The 20,704-nt window shown below is 59.4% G+C and carries 12 protein-coding genes; 4 read left to right on the forward strand and 8 right to left on the reverse strand.

The features are described 5' to 3' along the window. Window positions 1-79: 79 nt before the first annotated feature. From BGK68_RS11510 to BGK68_RS11540, 6 genes are all read right to left on the reverse strand, one after another. Complete coding sequence (locus BGK68_RS11510) at window positions 80-481, reverse strand: helix-turn-helix domain-containing protein (RefSeq protein WP_075257210.1); 402 nt, start codon at window positions 479-481, stop codon at window positions 80-82. A gap of 131 nt (window positions 482-612) precedes the next feature. Then, complete coding sequence (locus tag BGK68_RS11515) at window positions 613-5,682, reverse strand: Ig-like domain-containing protein (RefSeq protein WP_075257211.1); 5,070 nt, start codon at window positions 5,680-5,682, stop codon at window positions 613-615. Between the two features lie 1,016 nt (window positions 5,683-6,698). Beyond that, window positions 6,699-9,143, reverse strand: coding sequence for a hypothetical protein (locus BGK68_RS11525; protein WP_075257213.1), 2,445 nt, complete (start codon window positions 9,141-9,143; stop codon window positions 6,699-6,701). Then, a complete protein-coding gene (locus tag BGK68_RS11530; RefSeq protein WP_075257214.1) occupies window positions 9,092-9,823 on the reverse strand; it encodes a hypothetical protein in 732 nt (243 codons plus the stop codon). The genes BGK68_RS11525 and BGK68_RS11530 overlap by 52 nt, the downstream gene beginning before the upstream one ends. After that, window positions 9,717-10,118, reverse strand: coding sequence for a hypothetical protein (locus BGK68_RS27820; RefSeq protein WP_158035442.1), 402 nt, complete (start codon window positions 10,116-10,118; stop codon window positions 9,717-9,719). Before BGK68_RS27820 ends, BGK68_RS11530 begins: the two co-directional genes overlap by 107 nt. Window positions 10,119-10,196: 78 nt before the next feature. Then, window positions 10,197-10,475 (reverse strand): hypothetical protein, encoded by a 279-nt coding sequence (locus tag BGK68_RS11540; protein WP_075257216.1) that lies wholly within the window; start codon window positions 10,473-10,475, stop codon window positions 10,197-10,199. A 194-nt stretch (window positions 10,476-10,669) separates the two neighbouring features. On the opposite strand from BGK68_RS11540, the gene BGK68_RS11545 reads away from it, so the two are divergent. Both BGK68_RS11545 and BGK68_RS11550 read left to right on the forward strand, forming a co-directional pair. After that, window positions 10,670-11,209, forward strand: a complete 540-nt coding sequence (locus tag BGK68_RS11545; RefSeq protein ID WP_075257217.1) for a hypothetical protein — start codon at window positions 10,670-10,672, stop codon at window positions 11,207-11,209. Between the two features lie 8 nt (window positions 11,210-11,217). Then, window positions 11,218-13,752: a hypothetical protein gene (locus BGK68_RS11550; RefSeq protein ID WP_143433026.1), complete on the forward strand. Its 2,535-nt coding sequence runs from the start codon at window positions 11,218-11,220 to the stop codon at window positions 13,750-13,752. A gap of 267 nt (window positions 13,753-14,019) precedes the next feature. On the opposite strand, the gene ggt is transcribed toward BGK68_RS11550, so the two are convergent. Together ggt and gntR are read right to left on the reverse strand one after the other, a co-directional pair. Continuing rightward, the gene (ggt, locus tag BGK68_RS11555; protein WP_075257219.1) at window positions 14,020-15,777 is read right to left on the reverse strand and encodes a gamma-glutamyltransferase; all 1,758 of its coding nucleotides are present in this window, start codon (window positions 15,775-15,777) and stop codon (window positions 14,020-14,022) included. Between the two features lie 232 nt (window positions 15,778-16,009). Further along, window positions 16,010-17,068, reverse strand: a complete 1,059-nt coding sequence (gntR, locus tag BGK68_RS11560) for an HTH-type transcriptional regulator GntR (RefSeq protein ID WP_069373234.1) — start codon at window positions 17,066-17,068, stop codon at window positions 16,010-16,012. A 623-nt stretch (window positions 17,069-17,691) separates the two neighbouring features. On the opposite strand from gntR, the gene BGK68_RS11565 reads away from it, so the two are divergent. Both BGK68_RS11565 and gntK read left to right on the forward strand, forming a co-directional pair. After that, window positions 17,692-19,044, forward strand: a complete 1,353-nt coding sequence (locus tag BGK68_RS11565; protein WP_075257220.1) for a GntP family permease — start codon at window positions 17,692-17,694, stop codon at window positions 19,042-19,044. 56 nt (window positions 19,045-19,100) lie between these two features. Further along, entirely contained in the window at window positions 19,101-20,663 is a 1,563-nt protein-coding gene (gntK, locus tag BGK68_RS11570; protein WP_075257221.1) for a gluconokinase, read from the forward strand. Window positions 20,664-20,704: the final 41 nt, after the last annotated feature.

Here is a 20,704-nt window from a genome sequence, read left to right on the forward strand (position 1 = left end):
GGGGAGGGCAAGCTGGCGCTGAAAACGACGCTGGCCCTGCCCATATTGCCGGCATTTGCCGTCATTGATCGCTCATCAATCAGAGCTCCTCTTGATCCATCGCCTCCGCCACGGGTGGGAGCGCAGGCGCATCCTTGGGTAGCCGCTCGGTCATAGCCAGCAAGCTGGCGGCGGAGATCAGGAGGTGCTTGCCGGTTTCGTCTGCACGGGCGTAGTGGTGAAGCAGCATGCGCAAGCCCATTTCCTGCGAATTGAGGCGGAACGGCTGATGCTGGCCCGTGAGGAGCCAGTTGATGTCGATGTTGAATTGCACATGCATGCCGTGCAGCAGACGGCTGCCGGGCATACAGCGTCCTTGTTCGATCTGGCAGATATGGTTGGGCAAGGTCCCAAGCACAGTGGCGAATTTGCGCTGGCTGAAGCCGATGGCCAGTCGGGCGCGCTTGATGCGCTGGCCGATGGCTGTTTTTGATGCATTCATGGCGGGCTGTTATGTGATCCCTCCCTGCGCCGGGCTTCCTCTGTTCAGGCCTGCGGGCCTAGATGGAAAGCTTGCTGGTATAAGGCGTCGGTTATGTCAACACGTTCCGAGGTACGGGTCTGGATCTGGCGTCAGACCCCAAAGAGCGTGTGCGTATTGGCCGGTTGATAGGCCACGTTTTGCAGATGCAGCGTGTAGGTCTGGTTGCCGGCAGCTGCGCCGTCCAGATCGACGACCAGCTTGGTGCCGGCGCCCCCCTGAATCGGAGCGACTTCCTTTACGAATTCGTTGAAGTTGCTTTCATTGATGTCGTGGAGATAGTGGCGCGGAGCGGGTTCACCATCAACTGAGCCGGGATAACCAAACACCTTCACCGTATCTACTCCCAAGGTAAAGTCAGTCACCGTGGCCGAGAAGTCCCCCTTCTTGCCAAAGCTGCCGAGTATAAGGCTGTCTGCACCTGAGCCAGTCTGGATCATGGTCGATAATCCGTCCTTGGTCCGTCCAATGGGGATGAAGTCATTGCCTTTGCCCCCAGCCACGCCGCTCAATGATTGGGGCGCCCAGAATACCGATTGGGTCAGTCCGCTGATGCTGTCGGCCTGGCCATTGGATGCGCCCGGCGTAATACTGGTGGCCGTCACGCTCAGATCGTCGTAAGTGCCGGGCGCCAGAATATTGGCGGCCGTCTCGATGGTATGGTAGTGCGCGCTTTGGCAGTTGACCTTATCGAATCCCAACAGTTTTCCGCCCATGCGAACTGTGATCAGATATTCATCCAGCGGATCGCCTCTGCCTGCATATACCTTGAGATCTGGACCACTTTCATAGTGGCCTGGAGCCCAGAAAGCACCGACCAGCGCATGCGAGGGATGGAGCGCATCGTTCGTGTAGCTGATGTCGCGGTCAGCGTACCGAATAGCGCCCATACTCTGCGTGCTCTCGATTGTAGCGTTCGAAACGCTATGCATGTAGCCATATTGCTGAATCTTTATATCGATCATGTTGGACCTGCTCGAGTTGCCGGAAGTCTCGGTATAGGTGCTGAAGATCTGTCTTTCACCCTGGTATAAACTCAGGTCGGGCGTCAGGATCACTGAAGCGTTATCGTTGCCTATGTCCTTCGCGGTCAGTGTTTTGCTGGCTAGTAAGCGGTCCTTATCGTGAAGCGCGATCACATCGCCAACGTTAGCCTCCCAACCGTTGTAGTGAATGCGTACAGACGGACGGGTATTGGCGTTATCCGTCTGTACCTCATAGAGCAGCCTGATATTGCCGATGTCGTAGTTGCTTCTCGATGCCGCCGTTGAACCAGCGAATTCGTAGATGTCGGTATTTTCGGCGATGAACCCGCCCTTGTTGGTCAGCACAAGCTGTTTGCCGTCATCGGATAAGCTGAAACTGAACTGACCTCCCTTGACCGACGCCGCGCTCTGATGCTGCAAGGTGAACTGCTCGCCCGATCTCAACGGTTTATCAAATTCGAGGAAGCTTTTGTAAGGCCGATAGGTGGTATTGGCGTTACCGGTAATCGAGAGGCCACCCCATTCCGCCGAGATACCCCTGAGCGCGGAAAGAAATGCCTCCGCACTCATGCCTTCGGGGATCGGTAGTGCGACCTTTTCATTTTTGGTCAGATTGTGGGGATTGCTTTTTCCGAGGATGTCTCCGAGTTCTAGCAATTGATAACTGGTTTGCTTGCTGTTGATCAGTTCGGCAGAGATCTTCGGCGCCGCCGTGGTATCGAGTTTCAAGATCGCTTTGGCGGTACCGGTATGCCCAGCCTGGTCAGTCAGCGTGATACTGACCTGGCGGTCGCCAGCCATCTTTGAGCTGGTCTGGAATTTGATCGATTCCAGAACGGCCTTGGTTTCCAATCCCGTCAGCGCAGCACCGTCCTGCTTGCGTAATACAAGATCGCGACCGCTGCTGTCAAAGCTGAAGCTCATTCCCGCTACCCCTCCCAACGTTTGGCCGGCTCCTGCACTCTTGTCACCGAACGAGACCTTGCTGTGTGTATCGCTATCCAGGATCAGCTTATCGGATTTTGCACTGCCCTTTGGGCTCGAGAGCGTCAGCTTGATGCTGTCGATGTCGTTGGCAAGCGGCGCGCCAATGGTTTTTTGGAACAGGCTCACTCCGTCGCGTGCGTGTGTCAGACCGATCGCTCGTTGCGATGTGGTCTGCACCCCAGCCACGGAATAGTCCAGGTCCAATGATGGCGCCACCGTGTCCAATACCAGCTTGGCGGTCGAGTCTGCACCGATCTTGTCGGTGTTGGAAATGAGCCGGAACTGTGCGGCCCATTCGCCATCCAGCGCATTGGGCGCAACCAGTTTGATCGACTCCATGATGGCTTTGGCCTGTACGCCGCTCAGGCTGCGGCGCGGGTCGCCACTGGTCAGCGTCAAGGTTTTGCTCGGCGCATCATACCAATAGCTCAAGTCTTTCACGCCAGCAATGTTTACCCCTTTCGTCAGGGCCTGTGAAGCGTCCAGACTCAGCGGTCGATCAAGCACGATCTTGTGATTGGCTGTATCCAGTCGAGCGCCCGAGAAAGTGACCTGTAATCCGTACAGATCCTGAGTCGGAGGGGCCTCAATTCCGGTCAAAAAGGCTGTTCCACCTGCGAGAATGGCTGGATTGGTCAGGTAATGGGAGGCTGAGCGTTGAATATCCTCAGTGTCGGGATCTAGATCTACCCAGAGCTTGGAAGGAGACACGTCAATGGTTGCGGTGGCAATTTGAGATGGAAGCCTATCCCATCCGCTGCTGGAGATTGATATCGTTCTTTCTCCAGGCGAGCCATTGGCATTGACCAGCTTGATGCTGCCAACCATGTCAGTCAAGATTTTTTCATCGAGCAGGTCGTGTCCAGGATTGAGATGGCTTCTCATCTCGATTGTTCTGCTCGCACTGTCGTAGCGGAGATCGCTGATGTGCCCTCCGATCCATACTGCTGAGTGAGCTGAAGATTTTTCCAAGGATAGTTCTAGGGGCCAGGATTTTCCTCCGGCGTAGTAGGCAGGAGGTTTTTCTTCAATCAGAATCTTGTCGTTGGTTAAGTCAAGTCCTGAGCCGGATAGTGAGATGTGGATGCGATAAGTGGCGGCATCCTGAACCGGAGCAATTGCGGGTGCAAATGAAACGCCGTCGATCAGAGATTCCGTGCTGACTTGTCGCGAAATGTGAAGTTGCCTGTCTGGCGTGGTCGCGTCCAGGTCCCAGCGTAGCTGAGGGACATTCGAATATGGCTTTGGGGAGAACGAAGTTTGCCGAGTATTCGAGCCAAAGTAGCGCATCCCCTCATTACCCGCCAGGTCTTCATGCATGACGAGGTAATCCCACTCTCCTGGACTGCCGAATAGCGGGCGCTTAGCGTACGGATCTTCGCTTCCTGTTGTTTCCAATTTTACGGAATCTAGGTTTCGTTGATGATTCGAGTAACCGTTATTGAGGTTTTTCTCCTCGTTGACCTTGGATAAGGGAAGACTGAGGCCTTCCCAATTTTTGAACTCTGCTTCCCGGGTGGTACTGGGGCTGCGTTGTCGATACCACTCCGAGCTGTCATTTCGGCGGGAAATGATGTAGTCGCCCCCGACGATAGCCCAGACATACCATGTCTCGCCGTTGGCATACCTCTGGAAGACAGGTCGGGAAATGTCCAGTGTCGCCTTTCCATTTGCAACGAAGTGATCAGAAAAAGCATGTTGTAGCGCCAACACATTTTCCTTGGAGACCGAGGTGTAAAGTCCATTGATCTCCGGGTGATAGGAGTCGGGTCCCGGTCGATACAAACCGCTCACGATAACCGCGCGCGGTAGCTCAAGTTCCTGTAGCAACTCGTAGTCGGTCAGGGGTTTGCCAAATTGGCGCACGGCAACTTCGCCCCTTGCGCCTGTATTAGGATCGCGATGATAGACGGTTGTCTTGAGCCAGGACTCGGCATCGAGTGACGGCTTTAGGTTGACGTGGGCCTTGCCCGAGCTCCAGTCAATCACCGGACCATACAGAACCGTATCGAGCTGGAAATCTAGCGAACTGATTGCAATGTTTCCGCTCTTGTCGATCACTTTAACGTGAACCGTGTGGACGCCGTCCTCTGTGATCTTGATCAGATTCTCTTGCGGGTCAACCGGATCCTTCCAGGTTGCACCTGCATTGGTACTCCATTGCCAGCTATTGTCCGCACTAACGCCATCAACCTTGACCCAGCCTAGCTTGGTAACCCGATCACTGCCGGAGAACCCTGAGTCGTACCACAGTCGGAGTACTGGGCGTGGAATAACGGTGTTTACTCCCGCGACAGGATTGCTCAGCGCGATGGAGTTGATGGATTCATTCCCCGCTCTATCAATGGACTTGACCATGACATTCTCAGGGAAAGCGAGCGTGCTACGCAATTTGATAGTATCGGCCCACGGCGTTTGCGGGTGGTTCCATGTCAGCCCTTGATTCGTACTCCACTGCCAGGAGGTGGCATTCTCCCTGTTACTGAATTCGATGATCCGCCAATCAATACCGGTATAGGAATGGCTGCTTTCTTCTTCTGGGAGGATTGTCAATTCAGGTTTTGATGGTGGCGTTCGATCCAGCGTGAATGAGTATGAATAGCTGTCAAAATTACCAGCTCCATTCTTGGCTCTTGCCGTGATCGTATGCTCTCCTTCCTCGTGGATCAAGACCGTTGGATAGTTCGCCGAAGCTGGAACAAAGGGGCCGAAGTCGATTTGATATTCCAGGTTGTTTCCTGAAAGCCTGAGGGTTCCATCGTTGGTGATGCCGTCGTGAGATGCTTCGCCAGTGTCGTTCACCAGGCTCGGTGGATTTAACCCGGAGAACTGTGCTGTGACCCGAAAAGTATGATCAATCCTGGGTGACTCGATGTTACGAACGAAGTCATGTGCTTGGACCGTGACCAGTTTCACCTGATCGGAGTAGGCATCACCAGCTAGCCGATATCGATCGGATTGACTCAGGTGATATCTCCACTTCCAGTTCTCACTGGACGTGCCAGGATCGAAAGTCTCGATTCCGCTGGCCATGACAGTGCCATCAAAGAAGAAAAGCGTGACGGTTGCGCCTTTCGCCGCAGTGCCAGTGAACACCAGATTGCCTTCTAAATCGCTAGATAGCAGAACGTCACTTCCGTTCACGGGATCGAAGGTCGGATGCGGCATCAGAAAGGATTGTTTCATCATCAGAAACTCTCAAGTTAAGGTGAGTATGGATCTGGTACAGGGACGGCTGCAGCCAAGGCGGCCACCGCGTGTGCTTGTCGCTTCATCGAACATCCCAACCGTCGCAGCACATGCGTACTTGCACCAGCATTGGACTCTCCGAGGCAAGGCAAGGGCAGACTGGCCCGAACGTGTTGCGCTGCTTCAGAAAGATCGACCTGATCGATTTCGCCTAGGAACGGACTTGTCCGGTGGAAGAGGCAGGATGCTCTCGCGCTCCTTCCTTCCCTCCCGAGCAAAGGCTGGTCAATCGGATCGATACAGACATCTTAGTGTTGGTGACTTCATCAAATTTCTCGCTTTCCGAGATTGAAAAGAAATTTCGTTATTGGTGGAGAGCACAGTTCACGTCTCCCAGAAAACTTCGTAAGGGATGGATTCACTTGCATTGCACATGGTGCGAATTTCAGTAATGACTCCGGCAGCGCCCAGCTCGTGGATCGTGGACCGGTATCTGCTCCGATCTGGTGAGACTGGACCGTAATCAGCCGCTGGCTGTTAGTGAACACTTTGGCATCCAGCCTCTGCATATTGGCCTCAGTCATCGTGTAGGCCCAGTCCCCCGTCTTACTCCCATCGTTGCGGTCTCGGGTAGGAATGCCGTTCTTGACGACTGTGCCGTCCGAGAAGAACAACATCACCGTATGCCACTGCGCGGCTGCTCCCGTGAGGGTGAAGCCTTGCGAAATTCTTCCTTAGTGACGCCGTTGTCACTGGTGACCGGATGAACAGTCGGAAGCGGAATGAAAAAAGAAGTACTCATGTGTCAAGCTCCAAAGAGGTAAGTGTGATCCCGCGCGTAAAGCCGGGCTGCTGCCGCTGCAGCGACTCCTTCCGGGTGCCGGGCCAGGATTCTTTCCGATCCGAGGCATCCAGGTTGCCTGGGCATATCGATCTCTCCAACCCATGACGAGCCGGAGAGACCATTGCTCTATCCCGTCGCCCTCGCAGGCCCCGGGAACCCTCCCTGATTTCCCTCAAACACCAAAGATCGTCTGCGTATTAGCCGTATTAAAGGCCACGTTCTGCAACTGCAGCGTATAGCTCAAGCCGCCCTTAACCCCATCCAGATCCACCGTCAAGGTCGTGCTACGTCCGCCGTCGCTGGCCACGGCGCTGGTGACGAAGCTGCTGAGGTCGGCGGACGTGATGCTCTTCGCCCACACCTGCACCTTGTCCAGACCCAGCTGGAAGTCGGTCACGGTGGCGGTGAGGTTGCTGCTCTTGCCGAAGGCGCCCAAGGTCAACGTGTCCGCGCCGGCGCCGGTGGTGACGGTGAAGGGGGTAGCGGTTTGGCTCGCCCCCAGCAGCATGCCGTCGTTGCCATTGCCGCCGATGAGGTTGCCCATCCCCTGTCCCACCCAGTACCAGCCCAGCGAGGCATCCTTGATCGCCGAGGTCTGGCCGTTGTGGATGCTGCCTTCGGTGACGTTGGTCACCGTCGCCGTCAGGTCGCGGTACAGCCCCGGCGCCAGGAGGTTGGAGGCGGCCTGCAAGGTGAATTTGCTGGTGGCGGGATCGTCCGTGGTGCTGAGAGTGAAGGTGTCATAACCCAGCAGCTTGCCGCCCAGGCTCACGGTCACCAGATACTTCTGCGGTCCCGTGAGCCCCGGCGTGTTCACGCTGCCGCTGAAGATCAGCCCCTTGTCATAAGTGCCTTCTCCCCCAATACGGCCAGGGTCGGTGATGGAGGTGTAGGCGTCACCGCCCAGCAAGATCGCCTTGGCCGTGGACTCTTCACCATATCCCGCCTTGACCTTCAGGTCGGTCAGCAAGGGCGCCTTGGCGTCGCCCGTGATGTTGACGGTGGTCGCCCTTGACTGCGAGGTGAGGCCCGTGGCCGAGGTGTACTTGCTGAAGATGGCGTGATTGCCCGAGGCCAGGCTGTCGCTGATCTTCAGGTTCAGCGTTGCCGTGCCGCTGCCGCCCACGTCGGTGCTCTCCAGCGTCTTGCTGGCCAGCAGCTTGTTGCCCTCGTAAAGACCGATCACATCGCCCACCGAGACCTTGGCGCGGTCGTAGCTGATGGCAAACGTCGGCGTGCTGTTGACATTGTCCGTGGTCGTTTGATAGAGCAGGCGGAGGTTGCCCATCTCATAGCTGCCGTTGAGCTCCTTTGATTCGCCGGTGAAGCGAGTGAAGCGATAGATGTCGCTATCGGGTACCGCGAAGCCGCCGTTATTGATGAAGCTCAGGGTATTGCCCGCAATGCTGAATTGCACCTGGTTGCCCTTGACCGCCCTGTGCGACTGGTGCGCCACGCTGAACGAGTCGCTCAGCATCGAGGGAGCGGCAATGCTGGTGTAACTGCGATACTTGTCGTCAATGACGTTAGATGGAGCGGTGATGCCGGGGCCGCCCCAGTCACTGGCGATCGCCTTGAGCGCCAACAGGAAATTATCCGCCGTGAAGCCCGTCGGCAGGGGAATCTTCACGCTCTCTCCCTTGCTCAGGTTGCTGGTATGGGTCGAGCCCATGCCGGTGGTCATGGTCACCATGCCATAGCTGATCTGCTTGCCCGTATCGACCAGGCTGGCCGTGAGGGCCGGAGCGGTGCGCGAGATGTCCACCCACAGCGAGGTCAGGGTCTGCGTGCTGCTGTTGCCGGCCATGTCTGTGAGGGTGAACTTGAAGAGGCGGTCGGTGGTGTCGCGCGAATCGCTCTTGAAGCGCAGACCTTCCAGCAGGGTGCGGACGTCTGCATTGGTCAGCGCTGCGCCAGAAGCAGTCTTGATCACCACGTCTGAACGGATGGCGCTCGCCGGCAGTCCATCGGTGGTCTCCCTGGTCGTATATCTCAGTGACGGCAGGCCGGGGAGGTTGAGGGTGGCGTCGCCGCTCGCACGCAGCAGATTGCTGGCGGCTTCTGCGCCGGTATAGAACAGACGGTCACTGGTCCTTGTGTAATCGCGGCCCGTGTATTCCAGCCTGATGTCGCGGATGTCATTGGTTGCCGCCACGCCGATGGTCTTCTCGAACAGCCCCGTTGCACCGGCCAGGCGTTCAAGGGACACGGTGCGATCAGAACGGATCTGCAGACCCGCTGCCGCGTAGTCCAGGTCCAGTGACGGCGCCTGGGTATCGACGATGAGGGTGGCGCTGGAGTACGGTCCCTTGAGTTCCCCCACGCCTGACTTGATCAGGCGCACCTCGATGGTCCGCTCGCCATCCTTGGGGCTGGCGTTGATCAGGGCCAGCGATTCGACGATGGCCTTGACTTGTGCACCTGTCAGTGCGGTGCCGGACGATTTATTGATGCCGATGGTGCGGGTGTCCGGGTCGTAATTGTAGGACACGCCAGTGACGCCGCCGATGGTCCTGTGGGTCGCGGTGGGTGGATAGGTATTGAGGTCCAGCGCCACGTCCAGCTTCAGCTTGTCATTGTCGAGATCCAGCCCGGCGCCGCCGAGGCGGATTTGCATGCCGAGGGTATGCCCAGCAGCTTGGCGTAGCTATCGACGATGTTCTGCACATCCTGCGGCGTCCCGGCCTGGGGTTTGCCTACCGGGGCCGAGGCCAGGGCGTTGTTGAGCGCCGCGAGGATGACTGCGCTGACTGCCGCCGGTTCTGTGGGCAGGGTGACTGCGATGTTTTCATAGTCTGTCGCTGCGGGGGCGCTCAGGGCGCTGTTGCCGGCGTAGTCGCGGATCTTCTGTTGCGCGGCGACGGCGTTCGTCGATAGCGTTTGCAGTTCGTCCAGGGTATCGACCTTGTCCAGCGTGGTGGTCTTTTGCAGCTTGAAGAGGACGGCGGGCAGGTCTTCGTCGGTCAGGCCGGTCACGCCGATGAGGGTCAGGTCTGCCTTGTCCGGCGCTTGCGCACCATTGCTGTTGACGTGCGCGATCACCTTGGCGACGACCTTCATCAACTCGGTGATCTCCTTCGGGGTGTTGACCTTGTCGGCGGCCAGCTTGTCGATGACGCTGTTGAGCAGGCTGAGCTTGGCAGGCTGGTCGGCGAAACCTGCGGGCAGGTCGATACCGAGCTTCTTGTAGTCATTGACGGTGACGGTGATTCTGGCAGTGGCATCCGGATTGATGTTGTTGCTCGCGCCATCGGCCAGTGCCAGGACCTTGTTGTAGATATCGACGATCTCCTGCACGTCCTTGGCGGTGGCGGTCGCCGGTCAGGTTGTCCGGGACGCCGTCGGCAGCTTTGAGGATGCGGTTGGCCTTGCTGGCGATGACAGAGTCCAGCAGGGCGCGCACGGCGCTGTCGGTGCCGTTGGTGGTGTCGGTGGTGACGCCGGGGATGGCGGAACGGATGGCGGCCCAGTTGGTGATCGTGACGATGCCGTCGGCGTTGGTGCTCTTTTCCACGCTGGTGAATTTCACCTCCAGCTTTTCCAGCAATTTCTGCGTCAGCTCAGTGTCGGTTCTGCCAGCGACGGTGTTCATCAGCGCCTGGATGGCGTTGAGCAGATCGGTCAGCTTGGCCGGGATGGTGATCGTGTTCCGCTCATCGTCCTTGGTCAGTTAGCTGCCCGGTATTGGTCCGACGGCGGCCAGCTGCATCAGCTTGTCCACGGTGATGGCCAGCTTGTTGAGCTCGGCCACCGTGTCGATCTTGTCGGTGGACAGGGCTTTCACGGCGCCGTTCAACAGGCTCAGGGCGTGGGTGCTGTTGGTCGCGGCGGAAGTCTTGGGCAGGGCGATGCCGATCAAGTCGTAGTCTGCCTTGGTGGGGGCAGCCGCGCTGCCGCCGTTGGCGTGGGCCAGCACGTTGCCGTAGCTATCATTATCCGCAGCATTCACCCGCAGATTCGATAAGGCGCCAGGACCCTAAGACAGGGGCGTGGAAACCCTGGCACATCATTGGCGATGTTGGGCCGGAGGGTTATTGGATCAATCGTCGCTATCTCGCAAATAACGGGGAAGAGTTTCCACTAAAGGATTGGGCCGCTTATAACGTGAGAAGAAGCGGTGCTCCGTTGTTTTTCGAGCGACCTATGAACGCAGAAGAGCGGAAGAAATACCCTGGGTATAGCTTGATTCGCTATGAGTACGCGCCATTGCCTGATGCCAGAAGACGGGTGACCTTGGTCAATGATGATGAGGTCTACATGATTGCGCGCCCCATCGACACACGCCCTCCCATGAACTGCAGAAGCTACGACGACAGATGCAAGATCGATTACAACGAAAGCTACATCCTGCAAAAACGCATGGTCACCCCGATCAATGAATCGAAGGCGCAATACGGCTACATGTGGAGAGAGATCACGCACTCGCCTGAGGATTTGCGTTTAGGAGTTACGGGTTCCGAAATGATGGTGGTGGATATGAGAACAGGAGAGACGGTTGCCGTGCGGCGAAGTTACACCCGCAGGTATGTGGAGAAGAAACCATTCACCGTAGTTTGGAATATGCGTCGAGCAGTACGTAGCACGATCTGTCTTGAGCCAGTGCCCAGAGAGTTCGGCTCTTTTATTGAGGATAGCGTTGGCTTGACAAAAACGGTAGCGGACGAGCCGCTGGCTAATCGATAAAAATAGCAATGAGCGAATCTGAAAAAAAACTTTCACGGCTTCTTTACTTGCCGGGTTCAAACTTGGCCCCGACAGCCGATCTGTTGAGAAGTCTCCTGAAGACGCAGAGGATGACGACGGTAGCCCAATCGTTTCTTGATCAAAGCATTATCGGCTTGAAGGAGGATGTCCAGTACGAAAAAAAACTTACAAAAAGATTGCTCGCGGGGAATATTTCGCCTCAGGCACAAGCCATAGAGCAGAACCGTTTGCAGGTAATAGAAGATAAAACCGCCAAAAATGAGGGGCGCGAACCTCGCAAGATAGATGTGCCCATCGGGACGAATTATCTGACCCCATCAGAGGCATTGGCTTTTGTTGAAAAATATGACGTCACACAAAAGCCTAATGACTCCACGGGTTTTTCTGCGACCCTGATCACTGAAAAGCCCCCACTTAATGCAGGCCCTGACTTCAAAAGAGAAATTATCGTTTCGCTGCGCGACACCGAATTCCGCCCTAATTCCCTGGGGGGAGGCGCTACGCAGGATGTGGCGGGAGCTGACTTCAAGGAGACGGTAGGGCATGGTGCCGCCTTGGGACAGATTGCAGAGGCAGATAAGTGGTTTCGCGATCAGGTCATTCCTAAATTGGAGGGTTGCGAAAAAGTGACCTTGGCCAGTGGCTCCCTGTCCGGCCAGATCGCGCAATCTCTGGAAATGCTCTATCCCGAACATATCAATCTCTCTGCCAACAATAACATCAGCTTCAATGCCACCAATTTACCTGCGCTGAGGGACCCCGCAGGGAAGATGTCTCCGTCGCAGATCTTGCGTGAGGCCATCGATACCTACACCGCTTACCGTGATAACCCCTTATTGGCGAAGAGCTGGCTGCCTCAGAACGGCACGTATGAAGTCGGGGAAGAACAGCGCGTACACGCCAAAATTGACCGGGCGGCAGCCTCTGCAGACATCAATCCTTCCAGCAGCACGGCGTCGGGCAATTATTACGAAAGTGAGCGCCTCGACATTGCCTGGATGGCGGTGAAAGAAAAGTTTGAGGCGATGGGCATGCGGCCCAGTATTCTGAACAATCCCTTTCGTGGGGACCTTGTTGAACGTCCAGGTAGCCTGAGCGTGATCACCATGGCGATGGCCGGGGCCGATGTGACCATGGTGCCGGGAATTGGCGTTGGCAATGGCAACGCCCTGGTGTTGCCGATTCACGGCCAGAATGGTGCTGTGCTTGGTGGCCCCTATACCGACATCGGCAATAACCATGCGTTTTATACCCTGACCAGGCCTGTTTCCCTGATGCAGGTGATTCAGGAACAGCGGCAGGAAAACGGCGAGCCGCTGATGACGCTGGGAGAGTTCGCGGTGATGGCCGAACGCTCCGGGGTCGAAATGGCTGACATCGTGGTACGGGATCCCAACGCAGTCAAGGCCATCGAAGGAGACAGTTTTCCCAATCTGCTTGATTTCATACGTGAAAGCTTTGTTCCCGCAGGGTCATCGTTCACCCGAACCGTTTCGGATAATCGTCCTTATGGTGAGGCTGGTCTGGATGCGCGCTTGTCCTGGGATGCCGGTGTGAAGGAACTCAGGGCACAAATGCAGGGCGTGGTGGATGCCGGGGGCAGCGTCAAGATGCTCGACATTGCCAGCCTGCAGTCTGAGCAGCGTGTGGCGCTTGCCTTGGAGGATAGTCCGCGTGGCGATGCGGTGCGATTCGCACTCAAGCAGGCCAGTCCGGTGGCGATGGTAGTGGCTGACCGTGAAGGCCGTAGTCTGGTTCCTCAGAACGTGCGTGGATCGACCGCGCTTGAGCGGGATGGTGATGGCAACGTCGCCCGCAAATTCGAGCAGGATATCCGCAGTGTAGAGAACAGATATGCATTGATCATCGACGCTCGCGAAAAGAATCTTGATGTCAAAGGCGCTCGTTATGAGGCGCCTCAAGTCTCAAACGCTGCCTCGCCATCGGAATCGCCCGTGCCAAGACCAGCCGCTGCCGCGCTTTCCTCCCGCGGTGAGGCAGGCGCCGCAGCGGCGTCAACACCTGATGGCGCGCAAGTACTTGCAAGAGGAAGCATGCCTGCGGTCCTGGGGGAGGTATCGGCGCTACCAGGTCGTCATCCATTGGAAGCGAAAAGCGCTGCGGTGTTAAGCGGCAGGGGGCGTCTGGGTAATGAGGCAGTGGTCGCCGATCGCAGCATGGAAGGTCAGGAAAAGCTGCAATTCCAGCTGACCAGCTCAGGGCTCCAGTGCGGCGACGATCAGCGTATCGCTCTGGCCCAGCAACTGGTCCGGTTCGGCTTGAGCGGCGTTGATCTTCACACCCTGTCCGACGATAGCGTCGCTGTTGCCAATATCAAAGGGACGACCGTCGGCCATCTGCACAAGAAATCGGATGGTTCCATCCGTTACATGGACAGCAACGAGAACGGATTCGAGGTCGGTTCTGACGGCAGCGCGAAGATCGTTCTCAAGGCCTATAGCGAAACGGAATCGCAACAGCATGAAAATTCTTCGACCCTACACAGAGGGCGCCGTCACTGACATAGGCATTGCAGATATTGGGAGATAGCGTCCCCTCTTCGGCATCTGCCGTAGGTGTCCCCAACAAGCCACTTACGGAGCAGCGGCTTGACAACGTCACCTCAGCGGCGACTGTCTTGCGCGGGATTATTCGCGATAGACAGGAGCAGTGTGGGTAAGGTGGAGTCTGTTGCTAAGGGCCATACATTCGGAGAACCAAAAAACCGGCTCCTGCAGAAACAGGAGCCGGTCGCTTGGTAACGTCCGATACGGGTGACTAACGCAGCATCAGAACCCCAACGTACGCCCATCCGGATTACGCGGATCCGAGAAACCATCAAAGCCATCCGAGCGGATCTGGATGGTCTGGGTGCGCCCCATGGAAGGCTGCACGCTGATCTTCTGGCCCTTGTCCTGCAGGATCTTGATCGTATCGGCCGACAAGCCCTTTTCTACCCGCAGTTGATCCGGCGCCCACTGGTGATGGATGCGCGGGGTGATGGTGGCTTCGGCCACGTTCATGTCGTGGTCGATCACGTTGAGGATGGTCTGCAGGGTGGTGGTGATGATGCGGCTGCCACCGGGGCTGCCCGTGACCAGGAAGGGCTTGCCATCCTTGAGCACGAAGGTGGGCGACATCGACGACAGCGGACGCTTGTAGGGAGCGACCGCATTGGCGTCACCGCCGACCAGGCCAAAGGCGTTGGGCACGCCGGGCTTGGCGGCGAAGTCGTCCATCTCGTTGTTCAAGGTGATGCCGGTGCCGGTGGCGACGATGCCGCTGCCGAAGTTCAGGTTCAGCGTGTAGGTCGTGGCCACCAGGTTGCCGTCCTTGTCGGCCACCGAGTAGTGGGTGGTCTGGTCGCTTTCATACGGCTGCGGCTGGCCCGGCTTGATTTCGCTGGACGGGGTGGCGCGGTCGGGGTTGATCTTCTTGGCCAGCTCATCGGCATAGGCGCGCGAGGTCAGGCCCTTGACCGGGACCTTGGTGAAATCCGGATCGCCCAGGTATTCGGAGCGGTCGGCATAGGCCAGCTTCATGGTTTCGGCCATGAGGTGGATGGTCTGGGCGCTGTCGGCGCCGTATTGCTTCAGGGGATAGCGTTCCAGGATGTTCATCATCTGGATGATGTGCACGCCGCCCGAGCTTGGCGGCGGCATGGACATGACCTGGTAGCCGCGATAGTTGCCCGACACCGGCACGCGCTCCACTACCTTGTAGTTCTTCAGGTCGTCGGCGGAGATCAGGCCGCCGTGCTTGTCCATCTCGGCCACGATCTTCCTGGCGATGCTGCCTTCGTAGAAGACCTTGGGACCTTCCTTGGCGATCAGGCGCAGCGACTTGCCCAGATCCTTCTGGACCAGCAGTTCGCCTTCCTGCAGCGGACGCCCTTCCTTGAAGAAGATGGCCTTGGACGAATCCCACTGCCCCAGGTGCTCACGCTCGGCCGAGAGGATCTGCGCCAGACTGCGGCTGACCGGGTAACCCTTCTCGGCCAGTTCGATGGCCGGCTGGATGACCTGCGACAGCTTCATGGTGCCGTACTTGGACAGCGCATGCGACAGGCCCGCCACGGTGCCCGGTACACCCACGGCCAGGTGGGTGTAGAGCGAGCGGCCCGGCACGACGTTGCCCTTGTCGTCCAGGTACATGTTGCGGGTGGCGCGCTGCGGAGCCATCTCGCGGAAGTCCAGGGCGACATTCTTGCCGGTCTTGGCGTCGTGGATCATCATGAAGCCGCCGCCGCCGATGTTGCCCGCATTGGGCAGCACCACGGCCAGCGCAAAGCCTACTGCGACGCCCGCATCGACGGCATTGCCGCCCTTCTTGAGGATGTCCACGCCGACCTGGGTGGCCAGTGCCTGCTCGGTGGCTACCATGCCGTGCTGGCTGTGCACCGGGCTGATGATGTCATAGGTGAGGTCGTACTTGACCACGGGTGCGGCCGGGGCCGCCGTCTGGGCCTGGGCCGGCGCGAAGGCCAGCGCGCCGCACAGCGGCAGCAGGGCCAGGGCGGGTTTGCAAAGACCGGTGAATGTCTGCATGAGGGATGCTCCTGATGATCTCTGGATGTAGGAATCTACATATTATTTATAGGAATGCCGCGCGCCGTGCTGCAAGGGCGAACGACACCGGGAGATTGTAGAGAATGGCGGTGTTCTGTCCAGAGCCGCAGGGCGGCGATGGATGGATTATTGCTGCGGATTCGTCCACGGATGTGCGGGATGCCCGCGCCGGGCGAATGGCCTCGCTTCAGGTGCTGACGTGCCCGGGTGCTTACGTGCTCTCGCGCACGGCCAGCTCGAAGCCCAGGTCCAGCCGCCCCTTGGCGATCTCTTCCCCCTTGAGCTGGCGCACCAGCATCTCGGCCGACTGGTAGCCGATGTCATAGCGCGGCGTGACCACGGTGGTGATGGAGGGCGTGGCGCAGGCCGCCCAGGAGAGGTCGTTGAAGCCTGCAATGGCCATCTGGCGCGGCACGCTGATGCCCTGGCGCTGGCATTCGAAGAGCGCGCCCAGGGCCAGGTCATCGTTGCAGCAGAACACCGAATCGCAGTCGGGATGGTCTTGCAGCACCCGGCGCAGCAGTTGCGCGCCCATGTCCACGGTGGTGGGCTGCGGCAGCAGCACTTCGATATCGGCTGCCAGTCCGGCTTCCTGCAAGCCTTTGCGGAAGCCTTCGCGGCGCTTCATCATGCGCGGATCGAGCTGGGCCGCCAGGAAGGCCGGGCGGCGGTAGCCGCGCTCGGCCAGATGCCGGGCCACGGCGTGGCCGGCGCGGGTCTGGGAAAAACCGACCGAGTAATCCTGCTGGCTGCGGCCCAGGTCGAACATGCGCACCGCCGGGATGGCCCGGCTGGCCGGGCGGCTTTGCAGGATGTCGTGCTGTTGGCTGCTGGAGAGCAAGAAGCCCGCCGGCGCATGGGCCAGGTAGGTGGCGATGAGTTCTTCTTCCTTGTGGCGGTCATAGCCGGTCTCGCCGATGAGGAACTGGTAGCCCACGCTGGCCAGGTAGTCGCGGATGCCCGAGAGGGTTTCGATGAACACCGCATTGGTCAGCGACGGCACCAGCACGGCCACCACCTGCGAGCGCGCCGAGGCCAGCGTGGCGGCGGCCTGGTTGGGCACATAGCCGAGCTTGTCGATGGCTTCCAGGATGCGCTGGCGCGATTGTTCCTGCACCAGGGCCGGCGTCTTCAAGGCGCGCGAGACCGTCATCGGGCTTACCCCGGCCTCGGCGGCCACGTCGATGATGGTCACGCGTCCGGTGGCGCGGCTGCCACGTACGGCGGGTGGGGACTTGGGCTTGGACTTGGGTGCTGCGCGCTGGGTCATGGAGAGCGGGAGAGGGCGGTCAATTCAGGGTGGCGACATGATACCTGCTTGCGGGGTGGGAGGGCGTGATTCCTGCGGGATGCGAGGAGACGGTGCGCCTTCGATACGCGGCCATGCCGCTACTCAGTCCGAACGGTTCTCGATGATCAACGCTTGCGCTCTTCGTCCTCCGCCCATCCCCATCCCTCCTCCCGTTCGGACTGAGTAGCCGCGCAGCGGCGTATCGAAGACACGCCTACAGATCACCGCCAGCCTCCCCCGGCAGCATGGGTCCGGAGCGCACCCGAAAGAAAATGATTTCCGCACGGCATGACCTGCCTTCCGTTTCCTCGCTCCTTCTACCGCACCGCAACACAACAAATGTTTGACCCGCGCAAAATGTTAGCGTTATCATCGCGCCCCATGTTAACGCTAACATCCGAACCTCCGGGCACACGGCGGCGGGGTCAGCGGCGGCATACCACACTCAGGAAAACAGATAACACTACGCAGATAGTGCAGATGTCCGTGCCGCCCGCCAGGGTGGCCGCAGGAGACGCTCGCCCCACTCATCGTCAGCAGGGCCGCGCTGCTGCGGCCGTCCCAGGGGCGCATGGCATCGGCTATCGGCAATCGGAGAACCCATGCTGGGAATGAGCCACGACGCCACCTTGCTGTTCAATGCAGTCATCGCAATCCTGGCGCTGATCCTGATGATCACGCGCCTGCGCATCCATCCCTTCATCGCCCTGACGATCACGTCGGGCTTCCTCGGCCTGATCTCGGGCATGCCGCTGCCCAAGATCGTCAAGTCCTTCCAGGACGGTTTCGGCGGCGTGCTCGGTTTCGTGGGCATCGTGCTGGGCCTGGGCACCATGCTGGGCAAGCTCATGGCCGAATCCGGCGGGGCCGACCAGATCTCGCAGACGCTGGTGCGCGCCTTTGGTCGCGAGCGCGTGCACTGGGCCATGATGATGGGCGCCTTCCTGGTCGGCATTCCGCTGTTCTTCGAGATCGGCTTCGTGCTGCTGATTCCGCTGGTGTTCATCGTGGCGCGCCGCTCGGGCGTGCCGCTGTTCAAGATCGGCATGCCCATGCTGGCCAGCCTGTCGGTGATGCACGGCCTGGTGCCGCCGCATCCGGGGCCGCTGCTGGCTATCGGCATCTTTGGCGCGGACATCGGCAAGACCATCTTCTATGGCCTGCTGGTGGGTCTGCCTACGGTCATCATCGCTGGCCCCATGTTCGGCGCCTTCATTTCCCGTTACGTCGATATCAAGCCGTCCGAAGAACTGATGGCGCAATTGGCGCGCGAGCCGCAGACGACCAACCTGCCTGGCTTTGCCACTACCCTCATCACCGTGCTGGCGCCGGTCTTCCTGATGTTGTTGAAGACCTTGGTCGACGTCACCCTGCCGGAAGGTCACGCCATGCGCGACCTGATGGACTTCATCGGCAACCCCATCGTGGCGCTGCTGGCTGCGCTCCTGCTGGCTATCTGGACCTTTGGCATCGCCCGTGGCTTCACCCGCCAGCAGGTGTTGAAATTCGTGGACCAGAGCCTGGCTCCCACCGCCGCCATCGTGCTCATCATCGGCGCGGGCGGCGGCTTCAAGCAGATGCTGGTCAATTCCGGGGTGGGCACGGCCATCGGCCAACTGGCCGTGCATGCGCAAATCTCGCCGCTGCTGCTGGCCTGGTTCGTGGCCGGCGTGATCCGCGTGGCTACCGGTTCGGCGACCGTCGCTACCATCACGGGAGCAGGCATCGTGGCGCCGCTGGTGGCGCTGATCCCCGGCACCAACAAGGAACTGCTGGTGCTGGCCACCGGCGCCGGTTCGCTGATCCTGTCGCACGTCAACGATGCCGGTTTCTGGCTGGTCAAGGAATACTTCAACATGAGCGTCGGTGAGACCTTCAAGACCTGGACGGTGATGGAAACGCTGATCTCGGTGGTTGCTATCATCTTCATCATGTTGCTCAACCTGGTCGTCTGACCTTCAATGATGCACGCCCGGCACGCCCGGGCGTGACTGCTTGCAAAGGAATCTCCATGTCCACGTCCGCCTTGGCCCGCTACATGCTCGGTGTCGATATCGGTACCACCAGCACCAAGTCCGTCGTCTTCACCCTTGATGGCAAGGTGGTTGCCCAGCATGCGGAGGAATATCCGGTCCTCTGCACAGAACCGGGCATGGCGGAACAGGACCCGGAACAGATCGTGGCCGCTGCGCTGGCCTCCATTGCCGGCGCGGTCAAGGCCGCCAAGGCGGCGCCGCAGGAGATCGCACTGCTGTCCTTCAGCGCGGCCATGCACAGCGTCATTGCGCTCGATGCCGAGAATGGCTTGCTGTCCAACAGCATCACCTGGGGCGATATCCGCGCTTCGGTCTGGGCCGAGCGCATCAAGCACGAGCATGACGGCAACGCCATCTATCGCCGCACCGGCACGCCTATCCACCCGATGTCGCCGCTGTGCAAGCTGATGTGGCTGCGCCATGAAAAGCCGGAGGTCTTCAACCGGGCGGCGCGCTTCGTGGGCATCAAGGAATACCTGCTGTATCAGCTCTTCGGCCAGTGGCTGGTGGACCATTCCATCGCCTCGGCCACCGGCATGTTCAACCTGCGCGAGCTGGCCTGGGACCAGGGCGCGCTGGAATTGCTGGGTGTGCGTCCCGAACAGTTGCCCACGCCCGTGCCGACCACCCACCGCCTGCCGGCGCTCTCGCCCGAGATGGCGCAGCGCCTGGGCTTGTCGGTCGATACGCCCTTCATCATCGGCGCCAATGATGGCGTGCTCTCCAACCTGGGCGTCAACGCCATCGAGATCGGCCATGTCGCCGTGACCATTGGGACCTCCGGGGCGATGCGCACGGTGATCGATGAACCGCGGACCGATCCGCATGGCCGCCTGTTCTGCTATGCCCTGACCGAAAAGCACTGGGTGGTGGGCGGCCCGGTCAACAATGGCGGCAACATCTTCCGCTGGGTGCGCGATGAACTGGCCACCGCGGAAGCGGCTGCGGCGCGTGAAGAGGGTGTTGATCCCTATGAAGCCCTGACCCGCATCGCCGAGAAGGTGCGTCCTGGCGCGGAGGGCCTGCTGTTCCATCCCTTCATGGCCGGCGAGCGCGCCCCGCTGTGGAATGCCGACCTGCGCGGCTCCTTCTTCGGCCTGGCCCTGCATCACGGCAAGCACCACATGATCCGCGCGGCGCTGGAGGGCGTGATCTTCAATCTCTACAGCATCCTGCCGGCGCTGGAAGAACTTGTCGGCCCCACCAAGCGCATGATGGCCACGGGCGGCTTCGCCCGGTCGGCGTTGTGGCGGCAGATGATGGCCGACATCTTCAACCGCGAAGTGGTGGTGCCGGAGAGTGTGGAATCGTCCTGCCTGGGTGCTGCCGTGCTGGGCGCGTGGGCGCTGGGCCTGCTGCCGTCGCTGTCGGTGATCTCGGGCATGGTCGGCTCCACCAACCATCACGCCCCCGAGGCCGAGGCGGTCGCCGTCTATGGCCGCCTGCAACCCATCTTTGCGGCCATTCCGGCCAAGCTGGAGGCGGAGTATCACGCCATTGCCGCCTTCCAGCGCGAGGCGGGGCGCTCTCATCCTTAGGTTCATGGTTCCCGTTCGGACTGAGTAGCGGCTTCGCCGCG

The organism is Herbaspirillum camelliae (assembly GCF_001929405.1).
Taxonomy (GTDB): Bacteria; Pseudomonadota; Gammaproteobacteria; order Burkholderiales; family Burkholderiaceae_D; genus Herbaspirillum; species Herbaspirillum seropedicae.